We start from the raw sequence: 14525 nt of genomic DNA, 5'->3' as shown, positions 1-14525 counted from the left end.
GGATCAACCCGGGAACGGCACGGCCTGCAGCAGCGCGGCGACCACGTCGTCGGCGCTCTTCTGCTCGGCCTCGGCAGCGAAGGACAGCAGCAGGCGGTGACGCATCACCGGTGCCGCCAGCGCCTGCACGTCCTCGCGGGTGGCCGCGAAGCGGCCCTGCAGCAGCGCGCGCGCCTTGGCCGCCAGCACCAGCGATTGCCCGGCACGCGGGCCGGCGCCCCACTTGATCCACTGGTTCACCGCCGCCGGTGCGTCGCTGCCCGGGCGGCTGGCACGCACCAGGCGGGTGATCCAGGTGAGTACGTCGTCGCTGATGTGGACCTCGCGCACGGCTGACTGCAGCGCCAGGACCTCGTCAGCCTCCATCACCTTGGGGACGCTGCCGTTGGCGCTGCCGGTGGTCTGCAGCAGGATGTCGCGCTCTTCCTGTTCGGTGGGGTAATCCACCCGCACGTGCAGCAGGAAGCGGTCCAGCTGGGCTTCGGGTAGCGGGTAGGTGCCGGCCTGTTCGATCGGGTTCTGCGTGGCCAGCACGAAGAACGGCGCCGGTAGCGCATAGGTGGTGCCGGCGTAGCTGACGGTGCGCTCCTGCATCGCCTCCAGCAGTGCGGCCTGGGTCTTGGGCGGGGTGCGGTTGAGCTCGTCGGCCAGCAGCAGGTTGGTGAAGATCGGGCCCTTCTGGAACCGGAAGTGACGGTGCCCGGTGCCGTGGTCCTCTTCCAGCAGCTCGGTACCGAGGATGTCGCTGGGCATCAGATCGGGCGTGAACTGCACGCGCCGGAACTGCAGCTCCAAGGCCTGGCCTAGCGAGCGCACCAGCAGGGTCTTGCCCAGCCCGGGGGCGCCCTCGAGCAGGCAGTGGCCGCCGGCCAGCAGGCCGATCAGCAGCTGTTCGACCACCGCGTGCTGGCCGACCACGGCCTGGGCCAACGCACCGCGCAGCTGCTGCAGTTTGGGAAGAAGGGCATCAAGGCGGTCGGTCGTCATAAGGCACTCGCAGGATCGGCGTAGAGCCACGCCATGCGTGGCTGAAAAAGCAGGAAGAAGCTCAGCTGTTCAAGGCATACATCACGATGTTGACCGCAAAACGGGTGTTGTCTTCGGCCAGGAAGCGCTTGTTGCGCCAGTCGTAGTCCCACTCGCACCCGTAATCCTTGTTGCTGTAGAGCACGCCGAGGCGGCCATCGATCTGGATGCCCTTGAGGTAATCGTGGACCAGATCATCGCCCCAGCCATTGAGCTCGAACCCGGTGGCCGGCGGGCCATCGGGGAAGCGGAAGAAACTGCGGTAGAGCGCGTGGTTGTTGGGCAGCTTGTTCAGCGCCTTCGGCCCGAACAGCTTGGCCATCTGTGCTTCGAAGGACTTCGCGAACAGACCATCGATATCGTGGTTGCAGTCATCGACGAACACGAAGCCGCCATTGCGCACGTAACGCACGAAGTTCTGCCGCTCGGCGGCATTGAACTCGACCAGCTTGTGCCCGGCCAGGTAGCAGAACGGTGCCTCCAGCATGCGCGGATCGGACAGCGCGATCACGTGCTCTGTCGGGTCAACGCGCAGGGTGGTGTAATCGATCAGCGAGGTGATCACGTTGGACGGCATGCGCGCGTCCACGTCCCAGTCGCCGGAGTCGTACTTGAGGCGGGTGAACCAGAAGTCGTACCGCCCGGCCTGGGCGCGCGCCGGCGCGGGCAAGGCCGCGAACGCGGCACTGCCCAGCATCAGCCGCAGGAACTGTGCACGGTTCATCGCCGCGCACGTTCCCGGAAGCGACCGGCCAGACGAAGAGACGGCCAGTGGCCGTCACGACCGTTCATCAGACCGCGTCGGACAACGAGGTGAAGGTGAAATCGCGCAGTTTCATCGGCGGGATCATCATCACCAGGCTGGATTCGTCACCGGCCACACGCACCGGCTTGCCCAGCTCTTCGATGTTGTTGAGCATGATCACCGGCGACTCGTTGAAGCGGAAGTTCTTCACCGGGTGCTTGATCTGGCCGTTCTCGATGTAGAAGGTGCCATCGCGGGTCAGGCCGGTCAGCAGCACGGTCTGCGGATCGACCATGCGGATGTACCAGGTGCGCGTGACCAGGATGCCCTTCTGGGTGCCACGGACCAGCTCGGCAGTGCTCTTGTCGCCACCGGACATCAGCAGGTTGCCCGGGCGCGCGTTGGCGGTCTTGCCCTGCTTCTGCGCCCAGAAGCGCGAGTAGTTGAGGTTGGCGATCTTGCCGTCCTTGATGATGTCCAGCTTCTCGCGCGGCTGGCCTTCGTTGTCCCACGGCAGCACGGCGGCTTCGGGGTGCCACGGGTCGGCGACCATGGTCACGCGCGGGTCGTAGACCTGTTCGCCCAGCTTGTTGCCGCCGCCCTTCCTGGACAGGAAGCTGCGGCCTTCATCGGCCGAGCGCGCATCGAAGAAGTTCATCATGAAGCTGATCAGGCCGGCCGCGGCCGCCGGCTCCAGGATCACCGTGTACTTGCCCGGCTCCAGCGCCTTGGCCTCGGCCGATTCGGTGGCCTTGCGCATGGCGATGCGGATGTCCTGGTCGGCCTTGAAATCGGCGGCATCCTTGAGGTTGCGACCCACCCAGCCCGAGCCGCGGCCGTCTTCGGTGCGCACGGTGCAGGTGTAGTCGAAGTTGGTGCCGCGCTGGTAACCGAAGTTGCCGTTGCTGTTGGCGGTGGCGTAGAAGCTCTGGCCGTCTTCCAGGAAGCCGGCCGCGATCAGACCGTTGCCACGGCACGGCGCGATCGAGTCGGCGGCGACCTTGGCGCGGAAGGCCGGGTCGATCGCCGCAGTGGATTCGCTGAAGGTCGGGCTGGGCCGGTAGGTCTGCTTGCCGATCGCCGGCAGGAACTCCGGGTTCTCCGGGGCCAGGCGGGCCAGATCCTCGGCGCGGCGCACCACGCGTTCCAGCGCGGCATCGTCGAATTCGTTGATCGAGGCGGTGCCGACGCGCTTGCCGAAGGCGACCGTGACGGCCAGTTCGGTGTTGTCGACGATGCCGCTGGTGGAGACATTGTTCAGTGCGAAACGGATGTTGCCGTCGATCGAGCCGGCCAGCACGGCAGTGCATTCATCGGCCTTGGAGAGCGCGATGACCTTGTCGAGGATGGCCTTGGCCTGGGCTTCGGTGAAGATACTCATGGATTGGGGCTCCTGACCGGTCAGCCGAGGCTGCGCGCGGTGTTGATGACGTTGATGCCGTTGAAGCGCGCGGTGGACGAACCGTGCGAGACCGCCGAGACCTGGCCCGGCTGGCCCTTGCCGTCGAAGAACGAGCCGCCCAGGCGGTAGTCGCTTTCGTCGGCCACGGCGGTGCAGGCATTCCAGAACTCCGGCGTGCGGATCTGGTAGGCCACGTCCTCGAGCATGCGGGTGATCTGGCCGTTCTTGATTTCATAGAACAGCTGCCCACCGAACTGCGCGTTGTACCGCTGCTGATCGATGGAGAACGAGCCGTCGCCGATGATGTAGATGCCGTTCTCGACGTCCTTGATCATGTCGGCCACGCTCAGCTTGGTCTTGCCCGGTGCCATGGAGACGTTGGCCATGCGCTGGAACTGCACGCTGGACCACGAATCGGCATAGCAGCAACCATCGGACTCGGTCTTGCCGAGGATGTGGGCCTGGTCGCGGATGGTCTGGTAATCCACCAGCTTGCCTTCGCTGATCAGGTCCCAGCGCTTGGTCTTGACGCCTTCATCGTCGTAGCCGACCGCGCCGAGGCTGCCCGGCTGGGTCTTGTCGGCGAAGATGTTGACCTTGTCGCTGCCGTACTGGAAATGCTGCTCGCGCTTGTCCAGCGTCGCGAAGCTGGTGCCGGCGTAGTTGGCTTCGTAGCCGAGGACGCGGTCCAGTTCCAGCGGATGGCCGACCGACTCGTGGATGGTCAGCCAGGTGTGCGACGGATCCAGGATCAGGTCGTACTTGCCCGGCTTCACCGACGGGGCCTTGAGCTTCTCCTGCGCCTGCCTGGCCGCGGCGATCGCATCGGCCTTCATGTCGTAGGAGTTGCGGTAGTTGACCACGCCGTTGGGCGAGACCGCCTTGCCGGTGCCGACGCCATCGAGGTACTCGTAGCCCAGGCCCATCGGCGAGGACAGCCCCGAGCGGGTGCGGAACTTGCCGGTGCTCTTGTCGATGGCGGTGACCGTCATCGGTGCCCAGATGCGGTGCACGTCCTGGTCGATGTAGGAGCCGTCGGTGGAGGCGAAGTACTTCTGCTCGTTGACCAGGAACAGCATCGAGTTGACGAAGCTGGCGCCGGCGCCCATCGCGCCTGCATTGACGTCCAGCAGCAGCTCGACCTTTTCCTTGATCGGCACGTCCATCGCGTTCTTGCGGATCGGGGTGCGCCAGGACACCTCACCCACGCCGGGCGCGGCAGCCAGCTGCACCGGGGCGGTCTGCACGCCGGCGTTGGCCTTGGCGATCGCCGCGGCCTGCTGTGCGGCGCGGGCCACGTCGGTGGTGCCGAGCTGGTTGGTGGCGGCAAAGCCCCAGGCGCCGTTGACGATCACGCGGATGCCCACGCCGGTCGATTCGGTGTTCACCACGTTCTGGACCTTGTCCTCGCGGGTGATCACGTACTGGCGCAGGTAGCGGCCGATACGCACATCGCAGTAGGTCGCGCCCGCCTGGCGCGCAGCGGCCAGGGCGGCGTCGGCCAGGCGCTTTTTCAGGGCCGGGTCGAGGCTGCTCTGCAGTTGCTCGGCGGCAATGACCTTGCCGAAGAACGACGGCACGATCAGTCCGCCAGCGGTAAGCCCGGTCAGGGCGAGAAAGTCACGTCTTTGCAAGGCAGCTCTCCACGTCGGTGTGGGGGTGGCAGGGAAACAGCGACATCAGGGCGACCGCCGCGGCGGCACAGCCGATTCTTGCGGCCATGCGTGCGCCGCGGTAGTGACATTCGGCACGGAGCAGGGACGGGCTCATCCCAGGCTGCGTGCGGTGTTGATGATGTTGATGCCATCAAAGCGCGTGGTCGCCGAGCCATGCGAGACCGCCGAGACCTGGCCCGGCTGGCCCTTGCCATCGAAGAACGAGCCGCCGAAGCGGAAATCGCGCTCATCGCAGATCGCGCTGCAGGCATTCCAGAACTCCGGCGTGCGGATCTGGTAGGCGGCATCCTCGACCATGCCGGTGATCTCACCGTTCTTGATCTGGTAGTACAGCTGGCCGCCGAACTGCGCGTTGAAGCGCTGCTGGTCGATCGAGTACGAGCCGCGGCCGTGGATGTAGATGCCGTTCTCCACGTTCTTGATCATGTCGGCCACGCTCAGCGGGGCCTTGCCCGGCGCCAGTGACACGTTGGCCATGCGCTGGAACTGCACGCTGGACCACGAATCGGCGTAGCTGCAGCCGTGGCTTTCCTTCTCGCCGAGGAGGTGCACCTCATCGCGGGTGGCCTGGTAGTTGACCAGGATGCCGTCCTTGACCAGGTCCCAGCGCTTGGTTTTCACGCCTTCATCGTCGTAGCCCACCGCGCCCAGGCTGCCCGGGGCGGTCTTGTCGGCGAAGAAGTTGACGATGTCGCTGCCCCAGCGGAAGCCCGCCTCGCGCTTGTCCAGCGTGGCGAAGCTGGTGCCGGCGTAGTTGGCTTCGTAGCCGAGCACGCGGTCCAGCTCCAGCGGGTGGCCGACGTTCTCATGGATGGTCAGGAACAGGTTGGACGGGTCCAGCACCAGATCGTACTTGCCCGGCTTGACCGACGGCGCCTTGAGCTTTTCACGGGCGTGGCGGGCGGCAGCAATGGCATCTTCGACAGGGTCGTAGGAATCGCGGTAGGCGACCACGCCGCCCGGCAACGCGATCTTGCCGCGCGCGTCGCCATCGAGGAATTCGTAGCCCATGCCCATCGGCGAGGACAGCCCGGCGCGCGTACGGAACTTGCCGCTGGCCTTGTCGATCGCGGTGGCGGTGAACGGCAGCCAGATCCGGTGCACGTCCTGGTCGATGAACGAGCCGTCGCTGGAGGCGAAGAACTTCTGTTCGTTGACCAGGAACAGGGTGGAGTTGATGAAGTCGGCGCCGGCATTGAGCGCGGCCGCATTCAGCGACAGCAGCATCTCGACCTTGTCCTTGATCGGTACCGCCATCGCGTTCTTGCGGATCGGGGTCTTCCAGCTCACGTCACCCACGCCGGTCACCGGCGCCAGCTGTACCGGGCGGCTCTGGATGCCGGCGTTGGCGCGGGCGATCGCCGCGGCCTGCTCGACCGTGGCCAGCACCGCGGCCGGGGTCTGCTGGTGGGTGGCGGCAAAGCCCCAGGCGCCGTTGACGATCACCCGGATGCCGATGCCCGAGGATTCGCTGTTGGTGACGTTCTGGACGTTGGCCTCGCGGGTGATGATCGCCTGGTTGAGGTACCGGCCGATGCGCACATCGCAGTAGCTGGCACCGGCGCGTTTGGCGGCGGCAAGCGCGGCCTCGGCCAAGGCCTTCCGGCGACCCGCATCGCCCGGTTCGAGCAGCTGCTCGGCGGCGATCAGCCGGCCATGCGGCAGTACCAGGCCCGCCAGGCCCATTCCAGACAGCGCTAGAAACTCACGACGTTGCACAGCTCACATCCCCCAAGGACGGCCGGCGGCGCGCAGGCGGCCGGCGTTGGACAAGTCTTCGACTTTCGGTGGCATCGCACAGTGGCACAAGTGACTGCGGTCATGGTTGGATGGACATCGATTCCCTGCCGATGTGACATTGCGATGAGCCAGATACGCTGGTCCGAGGCCTGCGACCGCAACCGCGCGCCGATCCTGGCGGTGCTGCAGCGCCACCTCGCCGACCGCCACCGGGTGCTGGAGATTGGCAGCGGCACCGGCCAGCACGCCGAGTCCTTCGCGGCGGCACTGCCCCACCTGCAGTGGCAGGCCAGCGACCATCCGGATCACCTGCCGGGCATCGCCGAGCGGCTGGACGCCGCGGGCCTGCCCAACACACCGGCCCCGTGGCCGCTGCAGGCCGTGTTGTCCCCCGCGCCCGGGCTCGGGCCGCTGCCGCCGGACGCGCCGTTGGCGTTCGATGCGGTGTTCAGCGCCAACACCCTGCACATCATGAGCTGGGCGCACGTCCAGGCGCTGTTTGCCGGGTTGCCGGCAGTCATGGCGGCCGGTGCCGTGCTCTGTATCTACGGTCCGTTCAATGCCCATGGCGAGTACAGCAGCGACAGCAACCGCCAGTTCGACGCATGGCTCAAGGCGCGGGACCCGGCCTCGGGCATCCGCGACGCCGAGGCGGTGGATGCGCTGGCGGCGGGGGCGGGCCTGCAGCTGATCGAGGACGTGGCGATGCCGGCCAACAACCGCCTGCGGGTGTGGCGGCGCGCCGGCTAGCGCCGACCGCTGGTCGGCCGCGCTTGGTGTCCGGCGCATGCTGCGGTTAGGATCAGGAGGGGAGGTTGTTGTGACAACCTGGGGGAGTTTGCATGGCAATTGCAAGACAGATGGTGGCCGGCGTGATGCTGGCCATGGGGGCGTGTGTGTTCAACGCGTCGGCGCAATCGCTGCCGGCCGTGCAGGAGTTCTACTTCGACAACGACGTGGCGGCCGCCCCGATGGTGGTGGTGCAGGGCCAGGGCGGGGAGCTCGTCGACCAATTGATGAAGCAGCGCGAGCGCGGCCGCAAGAGCCTGGAAGCGACCGTGCAGCTGGCCGGCGTCGCGATCGCGCAGGGCCGGCCCGAGCTGGGGCGCAGTCTGTACGAACAGGCCGCGACGACCGCATCGGCCAGTTCGGTGCCCGGTCGGTCGGTGCGCTGGAACTACGGTTGGGATCTGTTCCGGCTGGGTGAGGCCGACGCGGCGTTGGTGCAATGGACCGCGGCGCAGAACACGCTGCGCGGGAATCCGGCGTGGGTGCCGCCCACCTTCGCGCTGGCGCTGTGGACGCTGGGCCGCAAGACCGAAGCCGTGCAGTGGTACGCCGCCGCCGTGCGCACCGAGCCGCAACAGTGGAGTGGGGCCGATCGCTACGCCGAACTGCTGCCTGGTTGGCGCGACAGCGAGCGCAGCACGCTGGCCGAGGTGCAGCGTGCGTGGGCCGAGAAGCCACCCGCCTGGCCATGATTCCGCAGGCCGGCCCGTGCAGGCGGGCTGGCCTGCCATAGCGCGGGCGATGCGGGCTTCGACCATGGTCGGAACATGCCATGCAGGCGATTGGGCTAGGCTGTGGCGATGGCTTTCGACGCATTCGCTCTGATCCTGACCATGCTCGGCCTGGGCATGGCGTTCTCGCGCCTGCGCACGCTGCCGGAGAACACGGCCGATGTGCTCAACCGCATCGTGCTGTACGTGTGCCTGCCGGCGGCGGTGCTGATCTATGTCCCGCGGCTGCATCTGGACACCAGCCTGATCGGGCTGGTCGCCACGCCGTGGCTGTTGATGCTGTGCACGCTCGCACTGGTGAGCCTGGCCACGCGCGCGTTCGGCTTCGCCCGGGATGTGCATGCGGTGCTGCTGATCTGTGTGGCGCTGGCCAATTCCAGCTTCATCGGCTATCCGATGGTGCGTGCCCTGCTCGGCGATCACGCCCTGCCCTATGCGGTGGTCTACGACCAGTTCGGCACTTTCGTGCTGCTGTCCACCTTTGGTCTGTACGTGATCGCGCGCTACAGCGGCGACACCCCGCCCACCGCCGCGCAGATCCTGCTGCGGATCGCGAAGTTCCCGCCGCTGTGGGCGTTGCTGTTCGCGCTGACCCTGATGCCTGAGCAGCCGCCGGGCTGGATCGGCACCGGGCTGAAGCAGCTGGCCGATGCGATGCTGCCGCTGGTGATGTTGGCGGTCGGTTTTTCGATCCAGCTGCGCCTGCCATTGGACGAGCTCAAGCCGCTGGGCATCGGGTTGCTGTTGAAGCTGCTGGTGATGCCGGCGCTGGCGCTGCCGATCTCGTGGGGGTTCGGCCTGCAGGGTGCGATGCTGCAGGCCAATGTGCTGGAGTCGGCGATGCCGACCATGATCACCGCCGCCGCGCTGGCGATGTCACATCGCCTGGCCCCGCGCCTGGCTGCCGCGCTCGTTGGCTACGGCATCCTGCTGTCGCTGGTGACGCTGCCGGCGTGGGTGTGGGTGCTGCAGCGCGGGGCCGGTCTTCCAGGGTCGCCATGATCAGGCAGCCGGCAGCCGGCTGACGGTCGGGCGCTACCCGTCCGCGCTGACGGTGCGCCCGCGGGCCCACTCGCGCAGCGCGGTGACCTGCTCGGCCATCAGCACCGACAGCGGCCGGCTGCCGCGGATCTCCTGCATCAGCAGCTGGGTATCCAGCCCGCGTGATTCGGCGTGTGCGGCGTACAGCCCGGCGACCACCGCCTGTTCGATCTCCGCCCCGGAGAATCCGTCCGCCGCGGCCGCCAGCGCCGGCAGCGCGAAATCGTCGGCGTTGAGCTGGCGCTTGCCCAGGTGCAGGCGCAGCAGTTCCACCCGGGTGTTGGCATCGGGCAGGTCGACGAAGAAGATCTCATCGAAACGCCCCTTGCGCAGCAGCTCGGCCGGCAGCTCATGGACCTGGTTGGCGGTTGCGACGATGAACACCGTGCCCTTGCGTTCGGCCAGCCAGGTCAGCAGGTGGCCGAGCACGCGGCGCGAGACGCCGCCATCTTCGCCGCCACTGGCCAGGCCCTTCTCGATCTCGTCGATCCACAGCACGCACGGCGCCAGCTGCTCGGCCGAGGCCAGCGCATCGCGCAGGTTCTTCTCGGTCTCGCCGTGGTATTTGTCATACAGGCTGCCGAAATCCAGCCGCAGCAGCGGCACGCCGAAACCGGCGGCCGTCGCCTTGGCCAGCATCGACTTGCCGCAGCCCTGCACGCCCAGCAGCAGCATGCCCTTGGGCGGGTCCAGGCCCGCCGGGCCGGCGCCGCCGAGGAAGACCGGGCGGCGCTGGTTGACCCAGCGCTTGAGCCGGTTGGCACCGGCCACGTCGGCGAAGCGGGTGGTGTCGTATTCGTAGTGCAGGTGGCCGGCGCGGTTGAGCAGCTCGAACTTGAGCCGGGCCAGCTGCGGCAGGTCGTCCTGGCTGAGCGCACCGTCGGCGAAGATCAGCTGGCGGGCGATCCGCCGCGCGTCGACCAGGCTCAGCCCGCGCAGGTTGTGCAGGATCTTCTGGACCGCCTCGTTGTCCACCTCCACGCGCCGCCCGCCATGTTCGCGGGCATAGGCTTCGGCTTCCTCGCGCAGCATCTTCAACAGCGCGTTGAGGTCGGGCAGGCGCGGATTGAAGCGGGTGGCCAGCGCTTCCAGCTCGGCCGGAAGTTCTACCTTGGCCCCGATCAGGACCAGCACGTGGGCCTGGCAGTGGCGCCGCTGGATCAGGTCGCGCAGGGCGCGCTGGTGGCTGGCATAGCCCAGGTAGGGATGGAAATCGAGCAGCAGGTAGATGCCGCGCTGCTCGGCCTGGCGGATCATCTGCAGGGCCGCGCTGGCGTCGGGCGGGCCGACCGGGTCGTCCTCGCGGTCCATGTCGATCCGGCGCAGCCCCTCGGTGATCGACCAGCGGTGCAGGGCGCGCCAGACATGCATCAGGGTCTGCCGGAACAGCTCGACCACCCGGCCTTCATCCTGGGTCTCGATGATGATCAGCGGGGTGTTGGCGCGGATCAGCGCGCTCAGGTCCTGTAGTTCGCTCATGCGGGCGGTCAGTCCATTGGAACCATCCACGATAGCAAAGCCGTGGGCGCCGGTTCTGGTTCAGCGCCGCGACTATCTCCGTCACAGGCGCCGGTGTAGGCTGCGGAAACGTTCCCCGGAAGCGAGGCCTGCATGAAGACGATCCTGGTGGCCGGTTCCAAAGGCGGAGTGGGCAAAACCACCGTCGCCACCCACCTGGCGGCGCATTCGGCATTGGAAGGCAAGCGGACCGTCCTGGCCGATGCCGATCCACAGGGCTCCAGCACACGCTGGGCACAACGCCGCTCGGTCCTGGAAAGCGCCGTGCTGCCGATCGACGTGTACCGCAAAAAGAGCTGGGAACGACTGGTTCCCGACGGCACCGACGAAGTCATCATCGATGCGCCGGCCGGTGCGATGGCCGACGATATTCCGCATTTCCTTGACGTTGCCGATGCGGTGGTGGTTCCCGTGCTGCCTTCCGCGCTGGACATCGAAGCCATCGTCGGCTTCCTCAACAGCCTGTCGCGCGTGGCCCGCGTCCATGACCGCAGCCTGCCGGTCGGGTTGGTGCTCAACCGCACCAAACCCTGGACGCAGACCTCGCAACAGGCGATACAGATGTTGGCCGATTGGCCTTACGAGGTCGTTGCGCAGTTGCGCGACAGCCAGAGCTATGTGGTGATGGTCGGGCTGGGACGGAGTCTGTTCGACTACCGCTCGGCCCAGGTGCGCGAGCACCAGAGTGACTGGGAGCCGCTGTTGAAGTGGCTGAAGAAAGCCTGACACGAGAGATCCCATGCGAGAACTGATATTGCTGCGTCACGCCCATGCCGAAGCCGCCAGCACCGGCCAGGCCGATCTGGACCGCCCGCTGTCGCCGGTCGGTCTGGCCGAAGCCGAGGCCGCCGGCCGCTGGCTGAAGGAAAACAACCTGCTCCCCGACTGCGTGCTCTGCTCGCCGGCGCGGCGTACCCGCGAAACCCTGGAGGCTGTGCTGGGCATCACCGGCTTCGTCGAAAAGCGCCTGGAGGATGCCGTCTACGAGGCCACCCCGGGCACCTTGATGGGGCTGATCGATGCGCGCCGGGACGTCGACCGCCTGCTGGTGGTCGGGCACAACCCGGGCCTGGAACAACTGGTCGCCCTGATGAGCGAAGGCACCAGCAGTGATTACCGGGGCATGCCACCGGGCGGAATCGCGGTCCTGGCCTTCGACCGTGAGGCTGCCATCGAGCCGGGTGTGGCCAGCCTGACCGCCTTCTGGTGGCCGTAACCCGTGTGGGCAGTCCGCGCGGCGTGGGTCGGGCTGCTGTTGATGGCAGGGGCGGCCCATGCCGCCCCGCCGTCGTCGGTGCCGGCCGCCACCAGCCAGGCCCTTGCCTTCGATACGGCCACCTCGCGCTTCGGGTTTGAGATCCGGACGCGGCTGGGGCAGCGCATCGAGGGCATCTTCCCCCGCTTTGAAGGCAACATCGAAGTGCTCTCCGACGGTCGCCACCAGGTGCACCTGCGGATGTTCACCCGCTATGTCGAGATCCCCGGCAAGGCCCGCTACACCGGCTGGATGCGGGGCGAGGAGTTCTTCGACGCGGCCCGCTACCCGGTCGTGGAGTTCGACTCGCTGCCCTACTGGCCCGAGGTGGTCGACAAGGGGGGCAGCATCCAGGGCCGGCTGATCCTGCGCGGGGTCAGCCACCCGGAAACGCTACGGGTCGAACCGCCGCAGTGTGCCCGGGCCGGGTATGATTGCGACGTGGTCAGCCGCGGTACCGTCCAGCGTGGCCGGTATGGAATGGACAGCTGGCAGCTTGCGCTGAGTGATCGAGTGACCTTTGTATTGCGTGCGCGTCTGAGCGAGGCGCCGAAACCGTGAACCCATTGCTGCGTCTGTTGGTGCTGGCAACGCTGTTGCTGGGCAGCGGCTGTGCTTCGCTGTCCAACGCCGAGCGCGACCGCGCCGCCGGCATCGCCGTACAGGCGCGTTCGACCGTGGTCGACTGCGCCCAGCCGGACCGCTGCGCGCTTGATTCGCCGCTGCGTGCCCTCGGTGGCCGCGCCTTCGCCGAATCGCATGCCGGCCAGCCGCGGCACTACGCCACCATCCTCGACGAAGGGGAAGTTTCCCTCGTCGCGCGCTTGAACCTGATCCGCAGCGCCACGCGCAGCATCGACCTGCAGACCTACATCTTCGACAAGGACGACAGCGCCCGGCTGGTCCTGGACGAACTGCAGGCGGCCGCACGCCGCGGGGTCAAGGTGCGGGTGCTGATCGACCAGCTCTCGGCGATCTCCGACCTGGAGATCCTCGGCGCCCTGTCCGGCAGCCATGCCAACTTCGAACTGCGGGTCTACAACCCGACCTTCGGCAAGGCGCGCCTGAACTACTTCGATTACGCCGCCAGCGTGGTGTGCTGCTTCCGCCGTTTCAACCAGCGCATGCACAACAAGCTGCTGGTGGTCGACGATGCACTGGGCGTGGTCGGTGGGCGCAACTACCAGGACGACTATTACGACTGGGACAGCGAATACAACTTCCGCGACCGCGATGTGATCGTGGCCGGCCCGGAAGTGCGTGAGATGGCCGCCAATTTCGATGCGTTCTGGCGCGCGCCGCGCAGTGTGCCGGCCGAGCGCCTCAACGATGTCGGCCGCACGCTGCTGCGCCAGGGCGTGCCGGCCATGCCGCCGGCCGACTTCCGGCGGCCCGAGCGGGTCGAGCGGGTCAGTGAAGAGGCCGACGATCCGGACTACGTGCGCCGCACCTTCGTCGATACCGCCCTGCCCGTGGCCTCGGTGCAGTACGTCGCCGATCTGCCGCGCAAGCATCGCCGCGAACGTGCCAGCCAGCCGGCCAACGGCCAGCACGTGACCGAGCCGCAGCTGGATGCGCTGATCGCCAGCGCACAGTCCGAAGTGCTGCTGCAGACGCCGTACCTGGTGTTGTCCAAGCCGGCGCAGCGCCTGTTCCGCGACCTGCGCAAACGCGAGCAGGCACCGCGCGTGGTGGTGTCCACCAACAGCCTGGCCGCCACCGACAACCCGATCGTCTACGCGCTGTCCTACAAGTACAAACGCCGCAACCTGCGTGAGCTCGGGTTCAACATCTACGAGTTCAAACCGTTCCCGCTCGATGCCCCGGTGGACTACCGCAACCTGCTGCCGGCACCGCTGGGTTCCGAGGCGCCGCCGTCGCAGGGCAAGCGCAGCAGTCTGCTCGGGGGCAGCGCGGCCGGCAGCAATGCGCGCGCTGGCAGCGACGGCCGTGCCAGCGATGGCCCGCGCCGTGGCAACGCCGACCGCAACAGCGCCAGCGGGCGCCGCCGCAGTACCGATGGCAGCGAAGTGGAGCGCCGCGTGCTGCGTGCTGAAACCCGGCCCTCGTTCCTGGGCACCAAGGCGGTCAACAAGCCGCTGCCGGTCACCCGCAAGGGCGCCCGCATGGGCCTGCACGCCAAATCGATGGTGGTGGATCGCCGCATCGGCGTGATCGGCACCCACAACTTCGACCCGCGCAGCGAGAACTACAACACCGAAGGGGCGGTGATCATCGATGACCCGGTGTTCGCCGAGGCGCTGGCGCAGAGCATCCTGCGCGACATCCACCCGCAGAACTCCTGGGTGGTCGCGCCGCGTGCCAAGCCGCCGGTCCTGTCCGGCCTGAACTACAGTGTCGGCAAGGCCTCCGAGGCGCTGCCCGTGCTCGATTTCTGGCCGTGGCGCTACGCCACCGATTACGAGTTCCAGCCCGGGCCCGAGTGCCCGGATCCGCTCAAGCGGCAGGACCCGGCCTTCCACACCTGCTACGTCGCCGTCGGGGATTTCCCCGAGGTGAATGTCGGGCCGAAGTGGCTGCTGGTGCGCATGCTCACCGCCTTCGGTGCCGGGCTGGTTCCGATTCTGTAAATCTGCAACCC

General features: G+C 67.4%; 13 protein-coding genes. 7 read left to right on the top strand and 6 right to left on the bottom strand.

What is annotated here, in order from left to right:
* Positions 1–3 precede the first annotated feature (3 nt).
* From POS15_RS17240 to POS15_RS17220, 5 genes are all read right to left on the bottom strand, one after another.
* The gene (locus tag POS15_RS17240; RefSeq protein WP_019184930.1) at positions 4–987 is read right to left on the bottom strand and encodes a MoxR family ATPase; all 984 of its coding nucleotides are present in this window, start codon (positions 985–987) and stop codon (positions 4–6) included.
* 61 nt (positions 988–1048) lie between these two features.
* Positions 1049–1750: a DUF4159 domain-containing protein gene (locus POS15_RS17235; RefSeq protein ID WP_284128556.1), complete on the bottom strand. Its 702-nt coding sequence runs from the start codon at positions 1748–1750 to the stop codon at positions 1049–1051.
* Between the two features lie 67 nt (positions 1751–1817).
* Complete coding sequence (locus POS15_RS17230) at positions 1818–3152, bottom strand: TldD/PmbA family protein (protein WP_019184928.1); 1335 nt, start codon at positions 3150–3152, stop codon at positions 1818–1820.
* A 20-nt stretch (positions 3153–3172) separates the two neighbouring features.
* Complete coding sequence (locus tag POS15_RS17225; RefSeq protein ID WP_019184927.1) at positions 3173–4807, bottom strand: TldD/PmbA family protein; 1635 nt, start codon at positions 4805–4807, stop codon at positions 3173–3175.
* 132 nt (positions 4808–4939) lie between these two features.
* On the bottom strand, positions 4940–6568 hold the full coding sequence (locus POS15_RS17220) for a TldD/PmbA family protein (RefSeq protein WP_046273872.1): 1629 nt from the start codon (positions 6566–6568) through the stop codon (positions 4940–4942).
* A 144-nt stretch (positions 6569–6712) separates the two neighbouring features.
* On the opposite strand from POS15_RS17220, the gene POS15_RS17215 reads away from it, so the two are divergent.
* The 3 genes from POS15_RS17215 (at position 6713) to POS15_RS17205 (ending at position 9111) form a co-directional block, all read left to right on the top strand.
* Positions 6713–7339, top strand: a complete 627-nt coding sequence (locus POS15_RS17215) for a DUF938 domain-containing protein (RefSeq protein ID WP_019184923.1) — start codon at positions 6713–6715, stop codon at positions 7337–7339.
* Positions 7340–7431: 92 nt separating this feature from the next.
* A complete protein-coding gene (locus POS15_RS17210) occupies positions 7432–8070 on the top strand; it encodes a hypothetical protein (protein WP_019184922.1) in 639 nt (212 codons plus the stop codon).
* A gap of 108 nt (positions 8071–8178) precedes the next feature.
* Positions 8179–9111 (top strand): AEC family transporter, encoded by a 933-nt coding sequence (locus tag POS15_RS17205; RefSeq protein ID WP_284128555.1) that lies wholly within the window; start codon positions 8179–8181, stop codon positions 9109–9111.
* A 33-nt stretch (positions 9112–9144) separates the two neighbouring features.
* On the opposite strand, the gene POS15_RS17200 is transcribed toward POS15_RS17205, so the two are convergent.
* A complete protein-coding gene (locus POS15_RS17200) occupies positions 9145–10629 on the bottom strand; it encodes an AAA family ATPase (protein WP_019184920.1) in 1485 nt (494 codons plus the stop codon).
* Positions 10630–10761: 132 nt separating this feature from the next.
* On the opposite strand from POS15_RS17200, the gene POS15_RS17195 reads away from it, so the two are divergent.
* Genes POS15_RS17195 through POS15_RS17180 form a run of 4 tightly spaced genes read left to right on the top strand, consistent with a single transcriptional unit; the run spans position 10762 to position 14514 of the window.
* Positions 10762–11394: a ParA family protein gene (locus POS15_RS17195; RefSeq protein WP_019184919.1), complete on the top strand. Its 633-nt coding sequence runs from the start codon at positions 10762–10764 to the stop codon at positions 11392–11394.
* Positions 11395–11407: 13 nt separating this feature from the next.
* Positions 11408–11884 carry a histidine phosphatase family protein gene (locus POS15_RS17190; RefSeq protein WP_019184918.1) on the top strand — a complete coding sequence of 159 codons (477 nt, stop codon included), beginning with the start codon at positions 11408–11410 and terminating at the stop codon, positions 11882–11884.
* Between the two features lie 42 nt (positions 11885–11926).
* On the top strand, positions 11927–12484 hold the full coding sequence (locus tag POS15_RS17185; RefSeq protein WP_051010531.1) for a YceI family protein: 558 nt from the start codon (positions 11927–11929) through the stop codon (positions 12482–12484).
* Positions 12481–14514: a phospholipase D family protein gene (locus POS15_RS17180; RefSeq protein WP_019184916.1), complete on the top strand. Its 2034-nt coding sequence runs from the start codon at positions 12481–12483 to the stop codon at positions 14512–14514. The genes POS15_RS17185 and POS15_RS17180 overlap by 4 nt, the downstream gene beginning before the upstream one ends.
* Positions 14515–14525 lie beyond the last annotated feature (11 nt).

Source organism: Stenotrophomonas sp. BIO128-Bstrain, assembly GCF_030128875.1.
Taxonomy (GTDB): Bacteria; Pseudomonadota; Gammaproteobacteria; order Xanthomonadales; family Xanthomonadaceae; genus Stenotrophomonas; species Stenotrophomonas bentonitica_A.
Note: the sequence above shows the minus strand (reverse complement) of the source record. Positions and strands in the feature narration are given on the sequence as shown.

Bases quoted from the DNA above. Each gene is read 5' to 3' on its own strand.
- POS15_RS17235 (WP_284128556.1), bottom strand. From the start codon at position 1,750: ATGAACCGTGCACAGTTCCTGCGGCTGATGCTGGGCAGTGCCGCGTTC.
- POS15_RS17195 (WP_019184919.1), top strand. From the start codon at position 10,762: ATGAAGACGATCCTGGTGGCCGGTTCCAAAGGCGGAGTGGGCAAAACC.
- POS15_RS17185 (WP_051010531.1), top strand. From the start codon at position 11,927: ATGGCAGGGGCGGCCCATGCCGCCCCGCCGTCGTCGGTGCCGGCCGCC.
- POS15_RS17200 (WP_019184920.1), bottom strand. From the start codon at position 10,629: ATGAGCGAACTACAGGACCTGAGCGCGCTGATCCGCGCCAACACCCCG.
- POS15_RS17215 (WP_019184923.1), top strand. From the start codon at position 6,713: ATGAGCCAGATACGCTGGTCCGAGGCCTGCGACCGCAACCGCGCGCCG.
- POS15_RS17205 (WP_284128555.1), top strand. From the start codon at position 8,179: ATGGCTTTCGACGCATTCGCTCTGATCCTGACCATGCTCGGCCTGGGC.
- POS15_RS17240 (WP_019184930.1), bottom strand. From the start codon at position 987: ATGACGACCGACCGCCTTGATGCCCTTCTTCCCAAACTGCAGCAGCTG.
- POS15_RS17230 (WP_019184928.1), bottom strand. From the start codon at position 3,152: ATGAGTATCTTCACCGAAGCCCAGGCCAAGGCCATCCTCGACAAGGTC.
- POS15_RS17210 (WP_019184922.1), top strand. From the start codon at position 7,432: ATGGCAATTGCAAGACAGATGGTGGCCGGCGTGATGCTGGCCATGGGG.
- POS15_RS17190 (WP_019184918.1), top strand. From the start codon at position 11,408: ATGCGAGAACTGATATTGCTGCGTCACGCCCATGCCGAAGCCGCCAGC.